Source organism: Labilibaculum filiforme (assembly GCF_002843315.1).
GTDB lineage: Bacteria > Bacteroidota > Bacteroidia > Bacteroidales > Marinifilaceae > Labilibaculum > Labilibaculum filiforme.
Genome location: NZ_MVDD01000002.1, coordinates 79,615 through 98,789 on the forward strand (window position 1 = coordinate 79,615; position 19,175 = coordinate 98,789).

Annotated in this window: 14 protein-coding genes; all 14 read right to left on the bottom strand. The window is 37.3% G+C overall.

The window, feature by feature from the left end; genetic code table 11:
• Positions 1 to 8 precede the first annotated feature (8 nt).
• The gene (locus BZG02_RS03020; protein WP_101259932.1) at positions 9 to 3,566 is read right to left on the bottom strand and encodes a glycoside hydrolase family 38 N-terminal domain-containing protein; all 3,558 of its coding nucleotides are present in this window, start codon (positions 3,564 to 3,566) and stop codon (positions 9 to 11) included.
• A gap of 535 nt (positions 3,567 to 4,101) precedes the next feature.
• Entirely contained in the window at positions 4,102 to 4,773 is a 672-nt protein-coding gene (locus BZG02_RS03025; protein WP_101259933.1) for a bifunctional 4-hydroxy-2-oxoglutarate aldolase/2-dehydro-3-deoxy-phosphogluconate aldolase, read from the bottom strand.
• Positions 4,774 to 4,886: 113 nt separating this feature from the next.
• Entirely contained in the window at positions 4,887 to 5,930 is a 1,044-nt protein-coding gene (locus tag BZG02_RS03030; protein ID WP_101259934.1) for a sugar kinase, read from the bottom strand.
• Positions 5,931 to 5,955: 25 nt separating this feature from the next.
• Complete coding sequence (locus BZG02_RS03035; protein ID WP_101259935.1) at positions 5,956 to 7,032, bottom strand: mannonate dehydratase; 1,077 nt, start codon at positions 7,030 to 7,032, stop codon at positions 5,956 to 5,958.
• Complete coding sequence (locus tag BZG02_RS03040) at positions 7,032 to 8,219, bottom strand: CaiB/BaiF CoA transferase family protein (protein ID WP_101259936.1); 1,188 nt, start codon at positions 8,217 to 8,219, stop codon at positions 7,032 to 7,034. Before BZG02_RS03040 ends, BZG02_RS03035 begins: the two co-directional genes overlap by 1 nt.
• A 4-nt stretch (positions 8,220 to 8,223) precedes the next feature.
• Entirely contained in the window at positions 8,224 to 8,994 is a 771-nt protein-coding gene (locus tag BZG02_RS03045; RefSeq protein ID WP_180335605.1) for an enoyl-CoA hydratase/isomerase family protein, read from the bottom strand.
• Complete coding sequence (locus BZG02_RS03050; protein ID WP_101259938.1) at positions 8,987 to 10,138, bottom strand: ABC transporter substrate-binding protein; 1,152 nt, start codon at positions 10,136 to 10,138, stop codon at positions 8,987 to 8,989. The genes BZG02_RS03045 and BZG02_RS03050 overlap by 8 nt, the downstream gene beginning before the upstream one ends.
• A gap of 52 nt (positions 10,139 to 10,190) precedes the next feature.
• Entirely contained in the window at positions 10,191 to 11,243 is a 1,053-nt protein-coding gene (locus tag BZG02_RS03055) for a lactonase family protein (RefSeq protein ID WP_180335606.1), read from the bottom strand.
• A 74-nt stretch (positions 11,244 to 11,317) separates the two neighbouring features.
• Positions 11,318 to 12,118 (bottom strand): SDR family NAD(P)-dependent oxidoreductase, encoded by an 801-nt coding sequence (locus BZG02_RS03060; protein WP_101259940.1) that lies wholly within the window; start codon positions 12,116 to 12,118, stop codon positions 11,318 to 11,320.
• A gap of 18 nt (positions 12,119 to 12,136) precedes the next feature.
• Positions 12,137 to 12,829: an RraA family protein gene (locus tag BZG02_RS03065; RefSeq protein WP_101259941.1), complete on the bottom strand. Its 693-nt coding sequence runs from the start codon at positions 12,827 to 12,829 to the stop codon at positions 12,137 to 12,139.
• A gap of 3 nt (positions 12,830 to 12,832) precedes the next feature.
• Complete coding sequence (locus BZG02_RS03070; protein ID WP_101259942.1) at positions 12,833 to 13,261, bottom strand: cupin domain-containing protein; 429 nt, start codon at positions 13,259 to 13,261, stop codon at positions 12,833 to 12,835.
• A gap of 68 nt (positions 13,262 to 13,329) precedes the next feature.
• On the bottom strand, positions 13,330 to 14,778 hold the full coding sequence (locus BZG02_RS03075; RefSeq protein WP_101259943.1) for a sugar porter family MFS transporter: 1,449 nt from the start codon (positions 14,776 to 14,778) through the stop codon (positions 13,330 to 13,332).
• Between the two features lie 234 nt (positions 14,779 to 15,012).
• Positions 15,013 to 17,883 carry a glycoside hydrolase family 38 N-terminal domain-containing protein gene (locus BZG02_RS03080; RefSeq protein ID WP_180335607.1) on the bottom strand — a complete coding sequence of 957 codons (2,871 nt, stop codon included), beginning with the start codon at positions 17,881 to 17,883 and terminating at the stop codon, positions 15,013 to 15,015.
• Positions 17,884 to 18,150: 267 nt separating this feature from the next.
• Positions 18,151 to 19,167, bottom strand: coding sequence for a LacI family DNA-binding transcriptional regulator (locus tag BZG02_RS03085; RefSeq protein WP_180335608.1), 1,017 nt, complete (start codon positions 19,165 to 19,167; stop codon positions 18,151 to 18,153).
• Between the last annotated feature and the right edge of the window lie 8 nt (positions 19,168 to 19,175).

A 19,175-nucleotide genomic window follows, 5' to 3' on the forward strand; every position in this document is an offset into this window, starting at 1 on the left:
CAATACTGTTATTTTACGTCAAGCTGATAAGTTTCAATTCCATGATGCGTAATTTCAATCTGATCAACAGCCTTGGGATTTTCTTCGATAATATTTGTTTTTTGTAAGTTTTTTAGATCGAAAAACGAGTTCAATTTCACACTTGCATCCTTCCCTTCGGTATCGTACATACGAACCACAACAGCATCGCTATCTTCGGCTTTTTTAATAGCCGTTACAATTACGTTTTTCTGATCGATGCTAAAAAATTCCATTTCTTCAGCCATATTTGCTTTTGTAGATCTTTCCGGATTTACCACGACTTTAATAGGCTCGTTAAACTGTTTTGCAATTCTTGATCCAGTAAGGTCACCTGCGCGGTTCGACGTTAATACATGACTATAGGCATGGTTTCCAGCTTGAGAATATTCATTTCCTTCCCAATGGCATGATGTTCGACTTGCCAACAAAACATGTTGTAACAAATCTGCATCGCCATCCTGTGTTGGATTGATCCAATCGGCAGCAGCAACCGATGAACTTAAAGTAACACAAATATCCTTATCGTCAGCCGAAATCCAATCCATAGTTGCTCTTGGATGAACATCTTTACAAAGTGGCGTATAACGCTCTCCTGCACTGTTAATTTCATCCTTACCAACTTCTACTGTTCCAAACGGAACTTCATGTTTAATGGTAGAATTTTTAATGGCTACCGGATATGCAGTTCTGAATTCCCGGTACAATTCACCATCCCAATTCAATAAGTTATTTTCGAACTGAATGCGTTTTAATTGATGGTAAATAGTAACTTTTTGTTCCACCTTAGCGTGTTCGATATTTTGCTCCAAACGATAAGTACTAAATACATCGCCGGATGCAAGTAGTTCCCATTTAGCATTGTGTTTACTTACCTGATCGAAATTTTTCATGAATGGTTGCTGCACATCCCCAAACTCACCAGCACCATTACCTTCTGATTGTAGTGTGAAAATTTCGCCCACTTTAAACTGCTTGCTTGTAAACAGATTTCTTTTTAGTTCCTTATCGTAAACCTGATCGATTCCCCCTTCTGCAAAACTTACTTTATAAAAGTCATTTTCATATTCAGCATTGAATTTTAACTCCTTACCTGCAACATTGCTTTTCATTTCTGGTTTCACATAGTAAGTTTTGTAGCCTACCGAAGGCAAATTTTCAGCAATAAAAACAATCTCTGCATGCTTGATACTTCCATCGGCATATTTAGTTAATTCGGCGAACTGAACCGGAACGTTTTTCTTATCGGAGTTGGTAACACTAAGGCCAATTGCTTTTCCTTGTGCTAAATCCAAACTTACTGTTACAGGATCTGTTCTTTCCCATGAAAGACTATTGAATAGCACTACTGGAATTCCTTTTTTCTCTTGAGTTTTTACACGCTGAGCAATAAAGTTAGTTGCCTTATCCAGTAGGTTTTCCCCAATTACTTGAGATTTCACCAAACTCTCCTTAAATAAATTATCGGTAACATCGCCATCGTGTCCACCCCAACCATGGTCTGGATAAATCTTAGCTTGCCATCCTAAATCCAATTCCTCATACGGATAGGACATTTTTTCTTCATCCATAACAGAAGCTACGGTCCAGAATTTCTCTGCTGCCGGCAATAATTTTGCCGCTTTACGACTCGCGGTTAATGCATCGTGATGAGCTGGTCCGTGAATATAAACCCAAACATTAGGACGTTCGCCTCGAATGGTATCAACTGTTGTTGCATTTTGTTTGGCCAATGGCATAAATTCATCCACTGTCATCAATTCCATATGAGGAAAGTACACCTCTTTTTCATTCCCATTTTCATCCGACACACTTTCGGTTTGGTTCCAAGTCTCAATAAAATCGGTATAATCGATAGCCGGAAGCATATCCTGACTTGATAGAAGAGGTGTTTGCGTTTGGCCACCTTCAAAATACTGACTCCACCACTCCACTTGCTCTGCACCATATTTTATTTTCTCATCGATATCCTTCGAAAGATGCAGTAAATCCTCACCATAATGACCTGGAGAATAGGTAAATACTGTACTTCCATCGGGACTAGCCCAATGAACCATACTTTTAGCATGACGACTAATAATCATGTAATCAACACCTGCTTTACTCAATATTTGAGGCAACTGCATGGTTTTACCCGGAACATCAACATTCCAATATACTTTAGAATCGTAACCCCCAAAAGTCTTCTTTACCCATTTTTTTCCCAAATACAATTGACGAACCAAATCTTCTCCGTCGTACATGTCTTCGTAAGGACAATTGTAGGTAGCACCTACGGAAAGTAATTTACGATTTAATAATTCTGTTAATTTAGCTTGAGCCTCGGGATGACGATGAAGATATTCTCTTAACATTAATCCATCTTCAATATCGAAACCATAATCAGCACGCTCGAAAGCGTCTTTAATTATTGGCGTAAAAAGCATTGTATCTCTCATAATTATGCATGCCTCTGGGCGATCGACCCAAGCGATATCCTGATGACTTGAATTCATGATTGAAATCAGGCCTTTTTCGTATTTATTCTCGAAAAGAGGTTTGTAGGCAGTATAAAAATCGGGTCGGTACCTTTTTGTAAAATCTCCTAACCAACCATCGTGTGAATGTGCATGTGAGGCATAAAAGAAATCTCCTTTCACTACATTTTCGTTGATCACACCATTTCCCTTCTCAAATTCAACAGAATACTGATCTTTTCCATAAAAAATTTGAAACGTTTTTTTTGGCGCTGAAGAAATCACGGAAGCTTTCGCAGTTTCACCTTGTAGCTTAAAAGTTGCCACTTCACTTTTCTTTCCATCAGAAATCAAATAAACCTTCTGTCCAACTAATCGAGAAGGAGCATCAATTAATAACTTATCGGCAAATTGCTTGATGGAAAATGAAACCTCATTCAGCGCAGCTCCTTGCAACCACTTAATTGCATTTGGCACTTTAAATAGCATGAACCAAGCGTTAGTTCCTGCTGCATGTCCGAAAACTGAAACCTTCGCTTTTTCACCTTTTACCAACATGTTCACCGGAACGCTCAAACGAAACGCACCAATTCCATCGCCATTTGCATCTCTTCGATACAAGTAAAACTGAGCATTTCCATTTCCTGTATTCTTCGAAACCTGAAGTTTACCATTTTTATCCGGAGTAAAAGTTAGGAGCGATTTTCCATTCACTTTTATATCATATGGCAATAAATTATTCAAATCGATATCCGAATAAAAAAAGAAATTTACCATTTCCTCTTTACAATCAACTGGAACCTTTGCAGTTAAGAATTCGAATCCAGCTTTACCTGTCGAAGCTCTGGCAATCATAGCATCTCTAATATCACTGCGTAATGCTGGATATCCATAAACGCCACCACTAATCTGACTAGTAAAACCTTCTACATCATTTTTACAAATCTGATATAAATTGTAATTATCGTTTACACTATGAATTTGATTTTTTCCAGCACTTTCGTGTGCCTTCACATTTTTTGATGTGAAAAATACAATACTCAACATGCTTAGTATTATAATTTTCCATCTTAAATTAGTTCTTGTCTTCATATGATTATAATTTGTCTTTTAGTTGCCATATGGAACCTACCATGCTGGGTTAATCATCCCCATGTGTGTCAAAACACCCTTGTCATGGACGTTTCATATGATTATAATTTGTCTTTTAGTTGCCATATGGAACTTACCATGCTGGGTTAATCATCCCCATGTGTGTCAAAACACCCTTGTCATGGACGTTTCATATGATTATAATTTGTCTTTTAGTTGCCATATGGAACTTACCATGCTGGAATAATCATCCCCCTGTGTGTCAAAATATCCTTGTCATGGACGTTTCATATTATCAATTCTAAATATTAGTTAAGCTTCGATTGCCTAAACGGTTTGGCAAACTCTTAAAAAAATAGTTCAATGTTTATTACAAACCTGAACAGCAACATAACCAGTATATTAAAGTCTAAAAATACAATTTAAATATTGTATTAACAAGCTAAAAAAGCGACTCCTTCTACCTACTGTATTTTAGGAGAAATCTTTAGTACCCTTGAATTCTTTCAACTTCTTCTAAATAAAAACCTTGCTATTATTTACGAATACTCTTAATCATTTCAATCGTATTCTTAACCTTTCCGCTTAATTCATCGAAATTACCTGTTTCTATTACCTGCTTGCTTATTAATTGTGAACCCATTCCTACACAATGCACTCCTGCATGGAACCACTGAGTTAAGTTCTCTTTTTCGGGTTTTACACCTCCTGTAGGCATGATCGATGACCATGGAAATGGACCTTTTACAGCTTTCACAAACTCCGGACCACCAACTTGTTCTCCCGGAAAAATCTTTACTACCTCGGCTCCTAGTTCTTCTGCATATGAAATCTCTGTTAAAGAACCACAACCTGGCGACCAAGCAATTTTTCTGCGGTTACATACCTTGGCCATTTCTGCATTTAAAATTGGAGAAACAACAAAATTTGCACCCAATTGAATGTACAGGGAAGTGGTACCGGCATCAATCACCGAGCCTACTCCTAAAATCATTTCGGGACATTCTTTGATTGCCCATTTATTCAACTCACCAAACACTTCGTGAGCATAATCGCCTCGGTTCACAAATTCAAATACCCTAGAACCACCTTGGTAACATGCTTTCACAACCTGCTTACAAATTTCAACATCAGAATGAAAAAAAACAGGAATTATACCAATTTCTTTCATTTTTAACACTACTTCTATTCTTGAAAATCTTGCCATTACTATTCTAATTATGAGATATAAGTTATGAATTATGAGTTGCCTTTCTTTATTAAAAAAAGCATTCCATTTTTCAAATTCATAACTATTAATTCATCATTTATAATTCAGTATTACCTTGCTACTCGTCCGGAAGCATCACCATTCATTAATTTCTCTACTTCTTCCACCGTAACTTGATTGTAATCGCCATAAATAGTATGTTTTAAACAAGAAGCCGCAACTGCAAAGTTTAATGCTTTTTGATCGTTTTCGGGCCAGGTTATTAATCCATAAATTAATCCTCCCATAAACGAATCACCGCCACCAACACGATCAACAATGTGAGTAATTTGGTAGGTATTATTTGCCTTGTAAAGCGTTTTTCCATCATACAAAACTCCTGTCCAAGAATTGTGATTCGCACTAATCGATCCACGCAAAGTGGTAATTACCTTTTTACAACGAGGAAATTGTTTCGTAATTTGCTGTGAAACAGAAAGGTAAGCATCTGCTTCTACATGACCACCAGTAATATCAAGACCTTCAGGACTAATCCCTAAAACTTTTTCAGCATCTTCTTCGTTTCCTAGAATCACATCGCAACCAGCAACCAGTTCCGGCATAATTTCGCCTGCGGTTTTACCATACTTCCAAAGGTTTTTTCGGTAGTTTAAATCGGTAGAAACAGTAATTCCTCTTTTGTTGGCTTCTTTAATTGCTTCTAAACAAACCTCTGCCGCTCCTTGCGAAATTGCTGGCGTAATGCCTGTCCAATGAAACCATGAAGCACCTTCAAAAACCTGATTCCAATCGATCATTCCCAATTCTATTTCGGAAATTGCTGAATGAGCCCGATCGTAAACCACCTTGCTACCACGACTAACTGCGCCAGTTTCCAAAAAATAAATTCCTAAACGTTCCCCGCCATATACAATATTATCAACGCCAACGCCATATTTGCGCAAATCCATACTGCACGTACGTCCTAAATCATTTTTGGGCAATCGAGTAACAAAATCTACCGCAAGACCATAATTCGCTAATGAAACTGCAACATTTGCTTCACCACCACCATAAGTAGCTGTAAATTCACTTGCCTGATTAAAACGTAAATAATCCGGCGTTGCTAATCTCAACATGATCTCACCAAAAGTGATCACTTTTCCTTCTTTCATTATTTTAATTCTTTATTCTCCTTAATTAATCTTCTTTCTCAACTCCTGACAAAGCCGCTTTCATATATCCCATTGCATATGCCATACCCGCATGCCAAGGTGCACTGCAAGTCATTTGTGGTGTATGATCTGGGATTAGCACTCCCTGAAAATTATTCTTCTTCAATATTCTAAGGATTTTCACCATGTCGATATCTCCCTCATCTACAAATACTTCTTTGTAATTAGGTACTTTTCCAACAATATTTCTGAAGTGAATATATCCCAGCTTATTTTGTTTTGAATAAGAATCGGTTGCTTCGTAAACATCGCCTTCTGTCATTTCGGCTACCGAGCCCAAACAAAATTCTAACTTGCTATTTTCACTCGGATAAATATCCAATAATCGCTGATACATATCTGGTTGATAAACCAAACGAGGTGTATTTCGAACGTAAGGCATCGGCGGATCATCTGGGTGAGCGGCAAGAATAACTCCTGCTTCCTCGGCAACCGGCAAACTATTTTCTAAGAAATACTGCAAGCGCTTCCACAATTCGTCGTGGTCGATTCTTGGCAATGAGCCTTCTGGAGCATTTTTATCGTAAACCATGTTCCAGACCATTCCATTGGGAATTGGTGTTTCATCCACACTACCATCCATTCCTACCGATTCGGCTCCTCCACGAGCATAGGCTCCAATATCTCGACTCGAAACTCCTGCCAACGAAAAATTGTATCCGAAATAGGGAATTCCAGCTTTTCCAACAATTCGAATCTGTTCTTTTACTAGCTCCATTTGCTCCTCTTTTTTAGGACCATCCAATAAAATATCATGCCAAATGGCTGGATCGAAATTTTCAATTGCTTCCAATTGCAAACCATGACTGTTAAGGTCATTTTTAATCTTTACAATCTCTTCCAAACTCCAAAGCTGACCAGAACCTGCTCCTCCCCATCCCTCTTTTTGTCCAATAGGTTGATTGGCATTGTCTTTATTGTTGGAATCATTTCCGAAATAATCTACCAAGTGAATAACTACATGAGTAGCCCCACATTGTTTGGCAAATTTATAATGCTCTTCGTTAAGCATGTGTTTGTACAATCCGAATCCTAACTTCATTACTTATTATTTAATAGTTTCTTAATCTCCTCATCGCTATAATCACAATATTCCTTCAAAATTTCTGCCGCATGCTCATTTAGTAATGGAGCCGGTTTGTATACCTTTTGAGGTGTATCACTAAAAGAAACTGGAAAACCGGTAGTTTTTACGGCTCCAACAGTTGGATGATCGTATTCTATAATCATCTGATTGTGTTTAATCTGCGGATCATCAACCATTTCGTTGAAAGTATTTACTTGCGAACACCAAATGTCCTGTTCCAATAGTATCTCCAGCCACTCTTCTGTTGTTTTGGTTTTAAATACCTCATCAAAATCGAATCGAATTTGATCTCTATTATCACCAATATTATTGGAAGCAAACTCCTCTGAATCGTATTTCTTTAAGCCTACAACCTGAGCCAGTTTCTGTACCGAATTCATGCCAATAGCAACATAAGAATCTTTCGTATTGTAAAGACCATAAGGCGCGCCAATCCACGGATTCGGAATTCCACTCTCACTTCTTTCAGGATATTCTCGATTGCTTAAGTAGGCTGTAATTTCCTGAACATGAAAGCCAACAATAGAATTCAACAGATTAGCCTCAATTTTTTGTCCTTTTCCAGAATTTGTTCTGGAATAAACTGCTGCCAATACAGATTGTGTAATAAATAAACTGGTTAATAAATCGGCTTGACCAACAGCTGTAACTACCGGTAAATCTCCTTTTTTTCCATTTAAAGCCGGACCTCCACTAATCGACTGAGCCAATAAATCTTGTCCAGGTCGTTTTAAATACGGACCTGAAGCACCATATCCCGAACTAGAGCAATAAATCAAAGCTGGATTTAGTTTTTTAATGTCCTCGTAGCCCAAACCAAGGCGTTCCATTACACCTGGTCTAAAATTTTCCAATAGAATATCAGCCTTACAAATAATATCTTTTGCAATTTTCCTGCCCTCTTCCGATTTTAGATCTAAAGCAATACTTTTCTTATTTCTGTTAAAGCTGATGAAAGAAATACTTTCCCCATTAGGATAGATATTTCCATAAGCATAATGGCGCATCCAATCCCCTTTTATTGGCTCGATTTTAATGATATCGGCTCCCATATCTCCCAACATCTGTGTTGCCCATGGCCCTTGCGCCAATTGTGAAAAATCGGCAACGACCAAACCTTTTAAAGGTCCATTATTTTCCATCTTCTTATTTATTTTTTTGTATAAAATCCTGAATTGCTTTTTGTGCTTCTTCTCCAAGAAATAGTTTCTTTACCGTATTTGCTTCATCATCTATTCGCTGTTTAAATGGCATTTCGGTAAGACTCAAATTGGCCAGTCTTTTTAAGTCTGCGATAGATTTTGAAGGTCTTCGAGATAGCTTTTTTGCAAAATCGAATACTTGAAGCAAAAAATCATCATCACTAAAAACACGATTCACAATTCCCCAATCGTACAATTGTTTGGCATCGAGCGGCGTTCCCATAAATAGCATTTCTTTTACTCGATTGATTCCAATTTTCTGAACCAAGCGTTGTGTTCCGCCACCACCTGGAATCAAACTTAAAAACACCTCAGGAAGTCCCATTGTTGCTTTTTCTGAAGCCAGAATTAGATCGCAGGCTAAAGGAATTTCGAATCCTCCTCCTAAAGCAAACCCATTAATGGCTGCAATCCACGGTTTAGTAGAATTCTCAATCGACTCGTACAACAGCTTTCCTTTTTCCTGAAATGAAATGAATTCTTCAGAAGTCTGATTTCCATATTCTTTAATATCGGCACCAGCCATAAAAGCACGCCCTTCTCCGCGAATAATGGCAACTTTTACGTCCTTATTCGCATTTATGCTACTGATGGCTTCAATAATTTCATCCATCATTTTTCTGTTCATTGCATTTAACTGATCGGGTCGGTTAAAAACTAAAACCGCAATCCCATTTTCAATTTCAACAAAAATATTTTTAAATGTTTTATCCATTACAAAGCTCTTTGTACAATTCATTTAACAGTTTCATGAGTTTTTCTGATTCAATATTTTTCAAGACACCTTCGTGCAAAAGGCATGCTCCTTGTTCCTGAAAACTATTCCACATCGGATGTTGCGGTCGTATATAAGCATCCTTCATTGTTTTCATGGTATTTGTAAAAAAATCCGAACACAATTCGTTGTTCTCTTTACTGGTCCACGCAACTAAATTTCCTGGCTGTCCGCCCTCTTTTGTATAAATCCCTTTTTGAATTTTCGCATCTGCTACAAAACTTACAAAATCGACTGCCGTTTTCACTTCCTTACAATTGGCAGAAATTGCTAAACCAACACCTCCCATAATGGTAGATATTTCCTGTTTCGGATTTACCGGACTATTGGTAAAATGAACCAAGTTCTTCGAATATCCCTTTCTCGAATAATTTGTATATCCGAATAAATAGGGAGAGTAAACAATTTCATTTCCTTCTCCCATTCGATCTAAAATCTGAATTGGATTCCAATTCATTGACTCTGGATGAATAAAGTCCAAATGTTTCTTAATTTCATTCAGTGCATTTACGCCTACAGTTTTGTTAAGCGTATAATCCTTTATAAAATCTCTTCCCCCATCCTGAGCGCAAATAGTAAGAAATACGCACCAAAAATCTGTCGGACAAAGTGCCCATGCTACAGACTTACGACTCGGTAGCGTTTTGTAGTAGGCGAATAATTCCTCTCTTGATTTTGGCAAACCAGAACATCCAAGCTCTGCAAGCAAATCTTTACGATAGGCGGCCACCAAAGCTGCGGCATCAACAGGCAAAGCATACAAGTTATTCTTAAAATTGTAGGTTTGATAACTTGCCCCTACCGATTCTTTGGCATGCATATCCAATACATCTTTCGAAATTTTATCTTTCAAATTCAAAAGTAAATTATTAGCATCTGCCTGTCCCATATAGGGATGATCGATGGTAATAAAATCGTATTTCCCAATAAGATCTTCAATAGGCATATCACCAAACTCCTTCAATGAACGAATATCCCACTTGATGTTCACATTGGGATTTCTCTTTGAAAACTCTTTGGAGGCTGCAATCAATGGTTCATATCCTCTTGGATGATCCCATGCAATGCCTTTTAATTGTATCATTATTCTACTCTTTTTTAGTGTAATTTTTGTGCCTTAACGGTTTGGCAAATTCTTAATTGAACCAACAAATAGCAACCGGAGTTTCTACAGTAATTTTCGATTTCGATTTTAACTCTCCAGTTTCCTGATTTATTTCGAAAACAACAAGCTTATTGGAATCCTGATTTGCCACGATCAACCACTTCCCGGATGGATCAATAGTAAAATCACGTGGTGTTTTTCCTTCTGTAGCTTGATACGCTACAACTGTAAGTGTCTTTTGTTCATCATCAATCTTGAAAATTGCAATAGAATCAGAACCTCTACAAGAAGCATACAAAAATTCTCCATTGGGATGAAGCCTTATTGCAGCACCTCCAAATTCTCCTTCATAATTATCAGGTACAAAAGCTATTTTTTGAAGCACTTCGAATTTATTCTTCTTCTTAGCACTTACAAATATTTCTCCCGATAATTCACTCAAAACATAGGCATAGTCTTCAAACTTATCCATCACCATATGCCTTGCACCTGCTCCAGCTTCTATGTTAATATCTAAATCGACATTTGCTTTCCATTCCTTGCTAACTTGATTGAAATTATAAGCTTTTGCCTGATCCAAACACAAATCAAGCACGTACATTTGATGATCTCCGAAAGGATAAATCATATGCGCATGAGCAGCTTCCTGACGAACTTTATTCGGTCCTTTTCCTTGGTGCTGAATCAACTGATGATACGGACTTAAGCTGCCATCACTAGCAATTGGATAAGAAACAATATTTCCTGAAACGTAATTGGCAACCACCAAATGATCGTGAATTATAGCCAAATGACAAGCATAATCTCCAACTAGCATTTGAGAATTAATCAAATCTAATTCGCCCTTCTCACCAATTCGATAGGCAAAAACCTGCGGATGCAAACTTTCAAACATTTCCTCTAAAGCATACAAATACTGTTTATCCTCCGAAATCGCTAAATAACTTGGATTTCGTTGATTTGTATATTGGACTAAGTTCACCTCACCACTTTCCATATTCAACTGAAAACATCCAATGCCTTTTCCTTGAGGATTAGTTGCCGGTGATCCATTTTGCGTATAACTTCCTGTAAAAAAAATCATAATCGTTTTCAAAAATAATAGTTTACAATATAAGCTGGCAATCATACTCGATTAACTTTCTCTAGCACAACAGTTTAATTCTTTTTTCGAGGAGGACGAGGATCGTATTGAATGGTATGGTTCATATAAGAACCATCGATGTATAGATCTGTTCCGCTTATATAACTTGCCAAATCACTAGCTAAAAATGCCACCGTTGGAGCTATATCAGATACTTGTCCTAGTCTGCCCTGTGGAATCCACTTTTCGAATTTATCGACTCCAAAATTGGCTATTTCTTGGCGGTTCATTTCTGTCTCGATTGCCCCTGGCGCAACCGATACAACACGTACATTACTATCCGCCAACTCCAACGACAAGCATTTTGAGAACATCTTTAATCCCGCTTTCGCTGAACAGTAATGAATTAGCCCTTTGCGAGGAACCACATCATGAATCGATGAAATGTTGATGATAACACCTCCACCCGATTTCTCCATTCGTTTACCTGCTTCTTTTGCACACAAAAAAGGTCCTTTAAGGTTAATTTGAAACACTCGATCCCATTCATCTTCCTCCATATCCAAAACATGCACAACACTTTCAGAACCAGCATTATTCACTAAAATATCTATTCCTCCAAAAGCATCATCCATTTGACTAAACATTGCCTTCACTTCCTCCGATTTTGCAACATTCGCTCCAACAGCTACGGCTTTTACATTATAGTTTGAAGTAATTTCGTTAGCAAGTACTTCTGCTTTTTCTCTGTTGCTATAAAAGTTAATAATAACATCCGCTCCACACTTGGCCAATTCTCTACAAATCTCAGAACCAATACCCTGACTACCACCTGTAACCAAAGCTCTTTTTCCTTTTAAGTCTATTTCTCTCATCCTTCTGATTTTGTTTTTTTACATGATTCCAAACTTTTCAAAAGCATCAACGGTACTCATGCCTTCTTCCAATGCTTTTTTCACTAATTGTTCCCCTCTTGCTTTTTCAATTGCGCCCTCGAAAGCATCTTTAACCACTTCTTTAGGAACAATTAAAACACCATCTCGATCGCCATAAACAACATCACCTGGTTTAATTCTAATTCCGTCAATCTCTATCGGTACACGATAGTCAATTACTTTGCCTCTTGGTCCCTGATCCTGCGCATATCCTCCGAACGAAAAAGTTGGGAAATTTAAAGCCAATATTTCATTCGTATCTCGCGAATAGCCATTAACAACAGCACCTGCAGCTTTTAATTTTAATGCTCTAGTGCTCATTAATCCACCCCAAAGTGCATATCTGGGAGAAGAACCACTACAGATATAAACTTCATCTTCCTGTAAGCTATCCAAAGCTTCAAACATAATTCCAAAAGGCTTTTTCATTAAAGGATTATTGCTCTCTTCGCATGCCTCTTCAAAAACATCAGCTTCCAACACCGGCATTGCTCGTCCTATCACAACAAAATCGTTGTTAACAGGCTTAAAGTTTGGCGACAGAAATTGATGCTGGTAACCTAATTTATCCAGCACATCACCCACTAAAGCCACAAAAAGTTCTTTTTTTGCGATGCTAAATAACTCTTTATCATTTGTCCAAGTTGCCATATCTTAATTTTGTAAATTTTCAGTATAAATTTCACTCACCTTACTTCTTAATTCTACCAATTCGTTTTCAGACAAATTATGAAACTCAAAATCTGCTAAATGTGTGTTTGATTTTTCAATAATTATCACTTCACTTCCTTCTTGCATCGCAATATTATGCCATGTATTTTTTGGAATATTATAGGTAACTCCGGCTTGCATCAATTCCAGCTCATACTTCGGTTTATTATCCTGAATGCTTGCAGTAATCAAAACCACCTCCCCTTTCAGTAATAAAAACACTTCATCGGTATGGAAATGAACATCTAACCTGGTGATGTTCTCTATCTTTTGATTTTCATCCGCATTAAGCTGAGCCACTTGCCACCCTTCTCGAATTAGAAAAGGATGGTATCCCTCTTCTTTAACCTCAAATTTCTCTATTAAACTCATATACTTTTATTTCTAATAATTGTGCCTGTTTTTGAAACAGATAAGCACTTTCATCCATGTAATAAGAATTAATCCCATTTTTTATTCTTCCAATATCTTTCGATCTGTTCTAAGGTTTTTCCTTTTGTTTCCGGTACATATTTCCAGATGAACCAAATTGCAGGAAGGGTTAAGATTCCATACAAAAAGAAGGTACCACTTGGCTCTATTGTTTTAATGAAAACAGGATTGGTAAGCGTAATAAAAAAACCCGTTACCATTAATGAAAAACTTCCTATTGAGACAGCTAGACCTCTAATTCGTGTTGGGAAAATTTCACTGATAATAACCCAAACAACCGGTCCAAACGAGAAGGCAAAACTTGCCACATAAAGGAGCAACGGAATAATTACCAGATTTGAACCTATTGCGAACATGATTCCAACTCCGGTTAAAGACAGGAAAGCTCCCGTTACACCTACCAAAAGTAATTTACGTCGTCCAAATCGCTCTATATTTAAAATTGCCACAAAAGTAAATACAGAATTTACAACTCCCACTAAGACAGCACCTAAGAAGGAACTTTCTACACTTTGAAAAGATTCGTTCAAAATATTGGGTGCAAAATACATGATTGCTGCAATACCACTTAAGTGTGAAAACATGGGAAGAAGTATTCCAATCATGAGAGGTGTACGCATAAATGGCTTAAACAATTCTTTAATTCCTCCAGACTCTGCCTGAACCATTTCATTGATCTGTTCCATCTGCTGTGTCGCCTCTTCTTTACCATTTATTCGTGTCATTATTGCTAATGCTTCCTCTTTTCGACCTTTTGAAACCAGCCATCTTGGACTTTTAGGCGAGAAAAATAGCAATGTTAGAAAGAGCAAAGCAATTGGAATCTCCGTTCCAAACATTCCCCTCCAAATTTCATGAACAAAGAGCCATGACCAAAATCCAGTCGCTTCGTTTGTTATGATCCCTGCAAGTTCACCAGCACTGTTTAATACAATCCAATCCACTAAAAATGCCAATAAAATACCCAGTGTTATGGATAGCTGATAGATGGATACAAATTTCCCTCTACTTTCAGGCTTGGTCAATTCCGAAATATAAATAGGTGCAACCACTGATGTAATTCCAACACCAAGACCTCCAATTACTCGAACAATAATTAGAAAATTAAAAGAAAAGTGACTATTCGCTGTTAGCCAATGAGCATGTTCTGGATTGCCTAAAAACTGAGGAGGCAACATAGAACCTACAGCGGAAATTAGTAAACAACAAGCGGCAACGATCAATGCATTTTTACGCCCAATTCGATCGGTAATAATTCCCGAAACAACACATCCGATAATAGTTCCCAGTAAAGCTGAGGAAACCACCCACCCCAACATTGCCGGCGATAAATCGAAATGAGCTTGCAAAAATGAATTGCAACCTGAAATAATTGCCGTATCATATCCAAATAGAAATCCTCCTATGGTAGAAACAAAACTAATGGTCAAGAGGTATAATGAACTTTTACTTTTCATATGATTATTATTTGTTTTCTAGTTGCCATATGGAACTTACCATGCTGGGATAATAATTTCCCTGTGTGTCAAAACACCCTTGTCATGGACGTTTCATATGATTATTATTTGTTTTCTAGTTGCCATATGGAACTTACCATGCTGGGATAATCATCTCCCTGTGTGTCAAATACTTTTATCATGGACGTTTCATGTTTTTTAAAGATTTAATAATAGCTGAATGCTGTAATAAGTCTACTTAATTTTATAGGTTTCAACAGCATTTTTACCCAGCTGTAATTCAATAATTTTCCCTTTTTTATTCAAGCTTTTAGGATTTTCTTCAATCATATCCGTTTTCGAGATGCTCTTCACCTCTTTGTTTAGTTCTAACTGAATTTTCTTATCCAGCCCTTCTGCTTCCAACAATCGAATAACAACATCACTGTCGTCTTCCGCTTTTTTGATGGTGGTAATCACTGTAAAAGGATCATTTGTACTTGCAAAACTTTTTGTTGCAGGCAAATCTCCAGCTTGTTTCTTCTGCTTTAGTACCGTATGTATTGGATGATTTTCTGCAACTCCAAAATGAAATCCATTCTTCCAACCCTCTCTATGAGAAGTAATTGAAAATTTAAAGGTATGACTTCCTTTTTGCTCGTACCAATTCCCTTGCCAATGACAGCTTTTATGTGTCGATAAAAGAATGGAATTAATAACCGGAAAATCTGCAGCATTCATGCTTGGATCTACCCAATCAGCAGTTACCACATTGGTAGACATGGTGAATCCATATCCACTTCCATTCGCAGTCATAAAGTTTTGAATCTCGCGAGGATGAATCTCTTCTGGCTTTTGAAGGTAAGTTCCACCCCAAGCAGAACCACCTGGACGCATTGTTAACTCATCTTCTCCCACATGAACCATTCCCATAGGAACATCGTAGGAAATTTTCGCACTATTTTTCATGTTTAACGGAAACATAACCCGCAACTGACGATTGTGTTCTCCTGGCCAATTGGGAATGGTATATTCCAAGTCTATTTGTTTTTTCTGATGAAATACAGTAATATTTTGCTCAACTCGGAACGTATCCATTTCGAATTCTGATCGAAACTTAGAATATACAGCTCCCGTTTCAACTAAATTCCATGTACTTTCCTTCTGATGAGCACGCTCCATATTTCCGTAGTGAGGCGCGGTAACCGTTACAAACTCTCCAGCTCCATTACCTTCATATCCCATATGAAAAAGATCACCTGCCACCATTGTACTGGTATTGAACACCTCTTTATTTAGTGTTTTATCGAATAGTTGAGTAATTCCACCTTGTCCGAATTTAATTGTATAAAACTGATTTTCACAATAATTTGAACCTGCCGTAATAGTAGCCGTTTCCTGTTTTCCTTTTTTAATGGTAAACGTTTTATATCCTATTGATGGCATATTGCTTACACTAAATACCAGCTCTTTTTTTCCGTTAACGGTTGCCAGTTGTGTCGGAATTGTTTTACCCTCGCTGGTTGCAAGCATCCAATTCGTTCCCTTCAAATGTGAAATATCAACTCTTGCATAGCCATCTCTAGTCCATGACAAATCATTAAAAACAATCACATTTTGCGTTTTCTTCAAGTCTATTTTAGATGCAATACTCTCTAAAGATGAATCGAGTAGTTTTTTACCGATTTCATTTCCTGTTTCAAGTGCAAGTCGAAAAAGACTATCGGTAATCTGCCCATTTTTTCCACCCCAACCATGATCAGGATAAATAGCATTGTACCAGGCTTCATCCAATTCTTTTTGTGGATACAATGAAAAATCATTGTTCAACTCACAGTTGATCGTATTGAATATCTCAGCGGATGGAATTGCAACCGCAGCTTCTTTCTTAGCTTTAATAGCCTGATAGTGACCTGCCCCATGAATATACAACCATAAATTTGGACGCTCCCCATAAATCGAATCAATTTTTGCTTCGGGCACATCCACTTCCTGTAAAAACTCCAATGCTGTTGAATGGGCGATTTCCGGAATATACCTCCCTGGCATTTTTGCAATCTCATTCCATCCCTCAATTACCTTTTTGTAATTTTTCGGTCCGCCAGCATCGGCACTAATCACAACAGCATAATGTGGAGGTATATTTCTTTCACGGTAATACTCATTCCATCCTTTTAGTATTTTGTGTAACTCATGCATTGCAGTAATTGCATCCTCATCAAGCACCTTATGATGGTAATGATACCAACCGTAATTCCCAGGACTATAGGTGAAAATACTTGTTCCATCAGGACTATACCATTTGTAAAATCCTTCTTTCATTCTAGAAACAAACAGGTAGTCGATTCCTGATTTCTTAAATAACTGAGGAACCTGCAACGAACGTCCTGGAACATCAACATTATATGCTACATGAGCATCCATTCCTGGCATCTTTTTCTTAATCCAACGACGACCGAGGTAAGATTGACGAACCAATTGCTCTCCCGATTCTAAACCTTCATAAGGCTGAGTAAAAGTAGCTCCCCACTCAAAATTTCCCGATTTATAAGTGTCAATTAGGCGTTGCTTGTTTTCCGGAGAATCTTCAATAACCTCCATCAAGTTCAAGGATTGCTCCATCTCAAATTTAAATTCTGGAGCTTCCTCCATAAGATCCAATGCTGGCAATACAATTTTATGCACTCGTTCCTCCCGACAAGAATCTGGTGTATTCATCCAAGCAATGTCTTGATGCGATGAGACAATAACATGCAATTTACCCTCCCCAAAATAATCCCAATCGGCAGGAATTAAAGGTTCGAATAACTGTTTACTCACTACTTTTTCACCTTTTGTTCTTTGGGTAAATTCAAGCATTCCTGAATTGCCAATAAGTGGCAACCAAATTTGTACAGAATCACTTTCAAGGGTAAAAAGACTAAGCTTTTCTCCTTGAAAAGTTACTTCTACTCCTTGTGTGGAATTCAATCCTGTTAAGTTTGCAAGCACTTTGTAAGTTCCATTTACTAATTCATATTGATAAGGCTTTTTATAAGAAAGCTCCAACATTTTCTCTGACACATTACCTGATACGGTTGATAGCAACCAACTCATAACAAATAAAAACAAGGCTATTTTCTTCATATTCAACATTTAAGCATTTAAACCTACTTCTCTAACCAACTTGCTAAACCGGTTAGGCAAATTCATCTAAAAAAATGCACTCGAAGAGGCATTAACAATTCAAAGATAATAATTTTCATTCATCCTTGACATTTTTTTTAGTAAGAACCTATATCCAAATAGAACAAACTCTTTTTATTAAACTAACCACATTAGTAAGCTTTTCATCTTTCACTTTTTATTCAACGATAAAACTCACAATTCTTTTTTATATATCCTAGAGTTTCGTTACGCTCCACAAGATTTTCGAACTTCGATGCTACTATCTAACATCTCCTGTTTATAAGCAGTAATGCCATCTTTTAAATTTTCCAGCAAAATATCAACAGCTCTACCTCCTAAATCCTCTACAGGTTGAGCTATTGAAGTTATAGGAGGATCAACTAAATCAAAAGCACTCATTTGACCAAAACTAACGATAGCTACTTCATTTGGAACAAGAACTTTACGTCGTTTCATTTCCCTTAAACCCGAAGCAGTTAAAAAGTGAGTTGCAAATACAATCCCATCAATATCATTTGAAGAATTGAGCATGATTTCAAATACAGCAGGCATTTGCTCGTCAAAAGTTTCGTAATTCAATTCATGCACAAAACCATCTTTTACTTCCAGCTCAAACTTCTTCATTGTTTGTTGATAACCCACCAATCGTTCGTGAATTGCCTCCAAGCCTGGTTTTAAAGTAATAAATCCAATGCGTTTCCGTCCCATCTTTACCAACTGCTCAACCGCCATTGCGACTCCACCCACATTATCAACACCAACAAAATTAGTTTCAATATCAGGATATCGTCTATCGATAAGCACAAAAGGAAAATTACTTTTCTTCAATCTCAATATATCTTCCTCATTCTGTTGAGTGGATGCAATAATCAAACCATCTACTTGTCTGTCGAGCATCGATTCAATTAGCTCCGACTCTCTTTCCTTACTTTCTCCAGTACTACTAAAAATAACATTATAGCCAGAAAGTCTTGCCTTGGTCTCTATTCTTCGTGCTATTCTTGCGTAGAAACTATCCGATATATTGGGTATCACTAAGCCAATCATATCGCTCTTTCCCCGACTTAAACCTCGCGCTAATTGATTGGCTCTGTAATTATTTTCTTCAGCAAACTTTATTATTGTTTCTTGAGTATCCTTACTAACCCGCTTTTCATCACCATGTCCATTAAGAACAATAGATATTGTTGATTTAGAGATATTTAATCTCTTAGACATATCTTGTAATGTAATTTTCTTCACGTTTCTAA

Bases quoted from the DNA above. Each gene is read 5' to 3' on its own strand.
- BZG02_RS03030 (WP_101259934.1), bottom strand. From the start codon at position 5,930: ATGAAAGAAGGAAAAGTGATCACTTTTGGTGAGATCATGTTGAGATTA.
- BZG02_RS03080 (WP_180335607.1), bottom strand. From the start codon at position 17,883: ATGAAGAAAATAGCCTTGTTTTTATTTGTTATGAGTTGGTTGCTATCA.
- BZG02_RS03060 (WP_101259940.1), bottom strand. From the start codon at position 12,118: ATGAGAGAAATAGACTTAAAAGGAAAAAGAGCTTTGGTTACAGGTGGT.
- BZG02_RS03035 (WP_101259935.1), bottom strand. From the start codon at position 7,032: ATGAAGTTAGGATTCGGATTGTACAAACACATGCTTAACGAAGAGCAT.
- BZG02_RS03075 (WP_101259943.1), bottom strand. From the start codon at position 14,778: ATGAAAAGTAAAAGTTCATTATACCTCTTGACCATTAGTTTTGTTTCT.
- BZG02_RS03065 (WP_101259941.1), bottom strand. From the start codon at position 12,829: ATGGCAACTTGGACAAATGATAAAGAGTTATTTAGCATCGCAAAAAAA.
- BZG02_RS03040 (WP_101259936.1), bottom strand. From the start codon at position 8,219: ATGGAAAATAATGGACCTTTAAAAGGTTTGGTCGTTGCCGATTTTTCA.
- BZG02_RS03070 (WP_101259942.1), bottom strand. From the start codon at position 13,261: ATGAGTTTAATAGAGAAATTTGAGGTTAAAGAAGAGGGATACCATCCT.
- BZG02_RS03025 (WP_101259933.1), bottom strand. From the start codon at position 4,773: ATGGCAAGATTTTCAAGAATAGAAGTAGTGTTAAAAATGAAAGAAATT.
- BZG02_RS03055 (WP_180335606.1), bottom strand. From the start codon at position 11,243: ATGATTTTTTTTACAGGAAGTTATACGCAAAATGGATCACCGGCAACT.
- BZG02_RS03050 (WP_101259938.1), bottom strand. From the start codon at position 10,138: ATGATACAATTAAAAGGCATTGCATGGGATCATCCAAGAGGATATGAA.
- BZG02_RS03020 (WP_101259932.1), bottom strand. From the start codon at position 3,566: ATGAAGACAAGAACTAATTTAAGATGGAAAATTATAATACTAAGCATG.
- BZG02_RS03045 (WP_180335605.1), bottom strand. From the start codon at position 8,994: ATGGATAAAACATTTAAAAATATTTTTGTTGAAATTGAAAATGGGATT.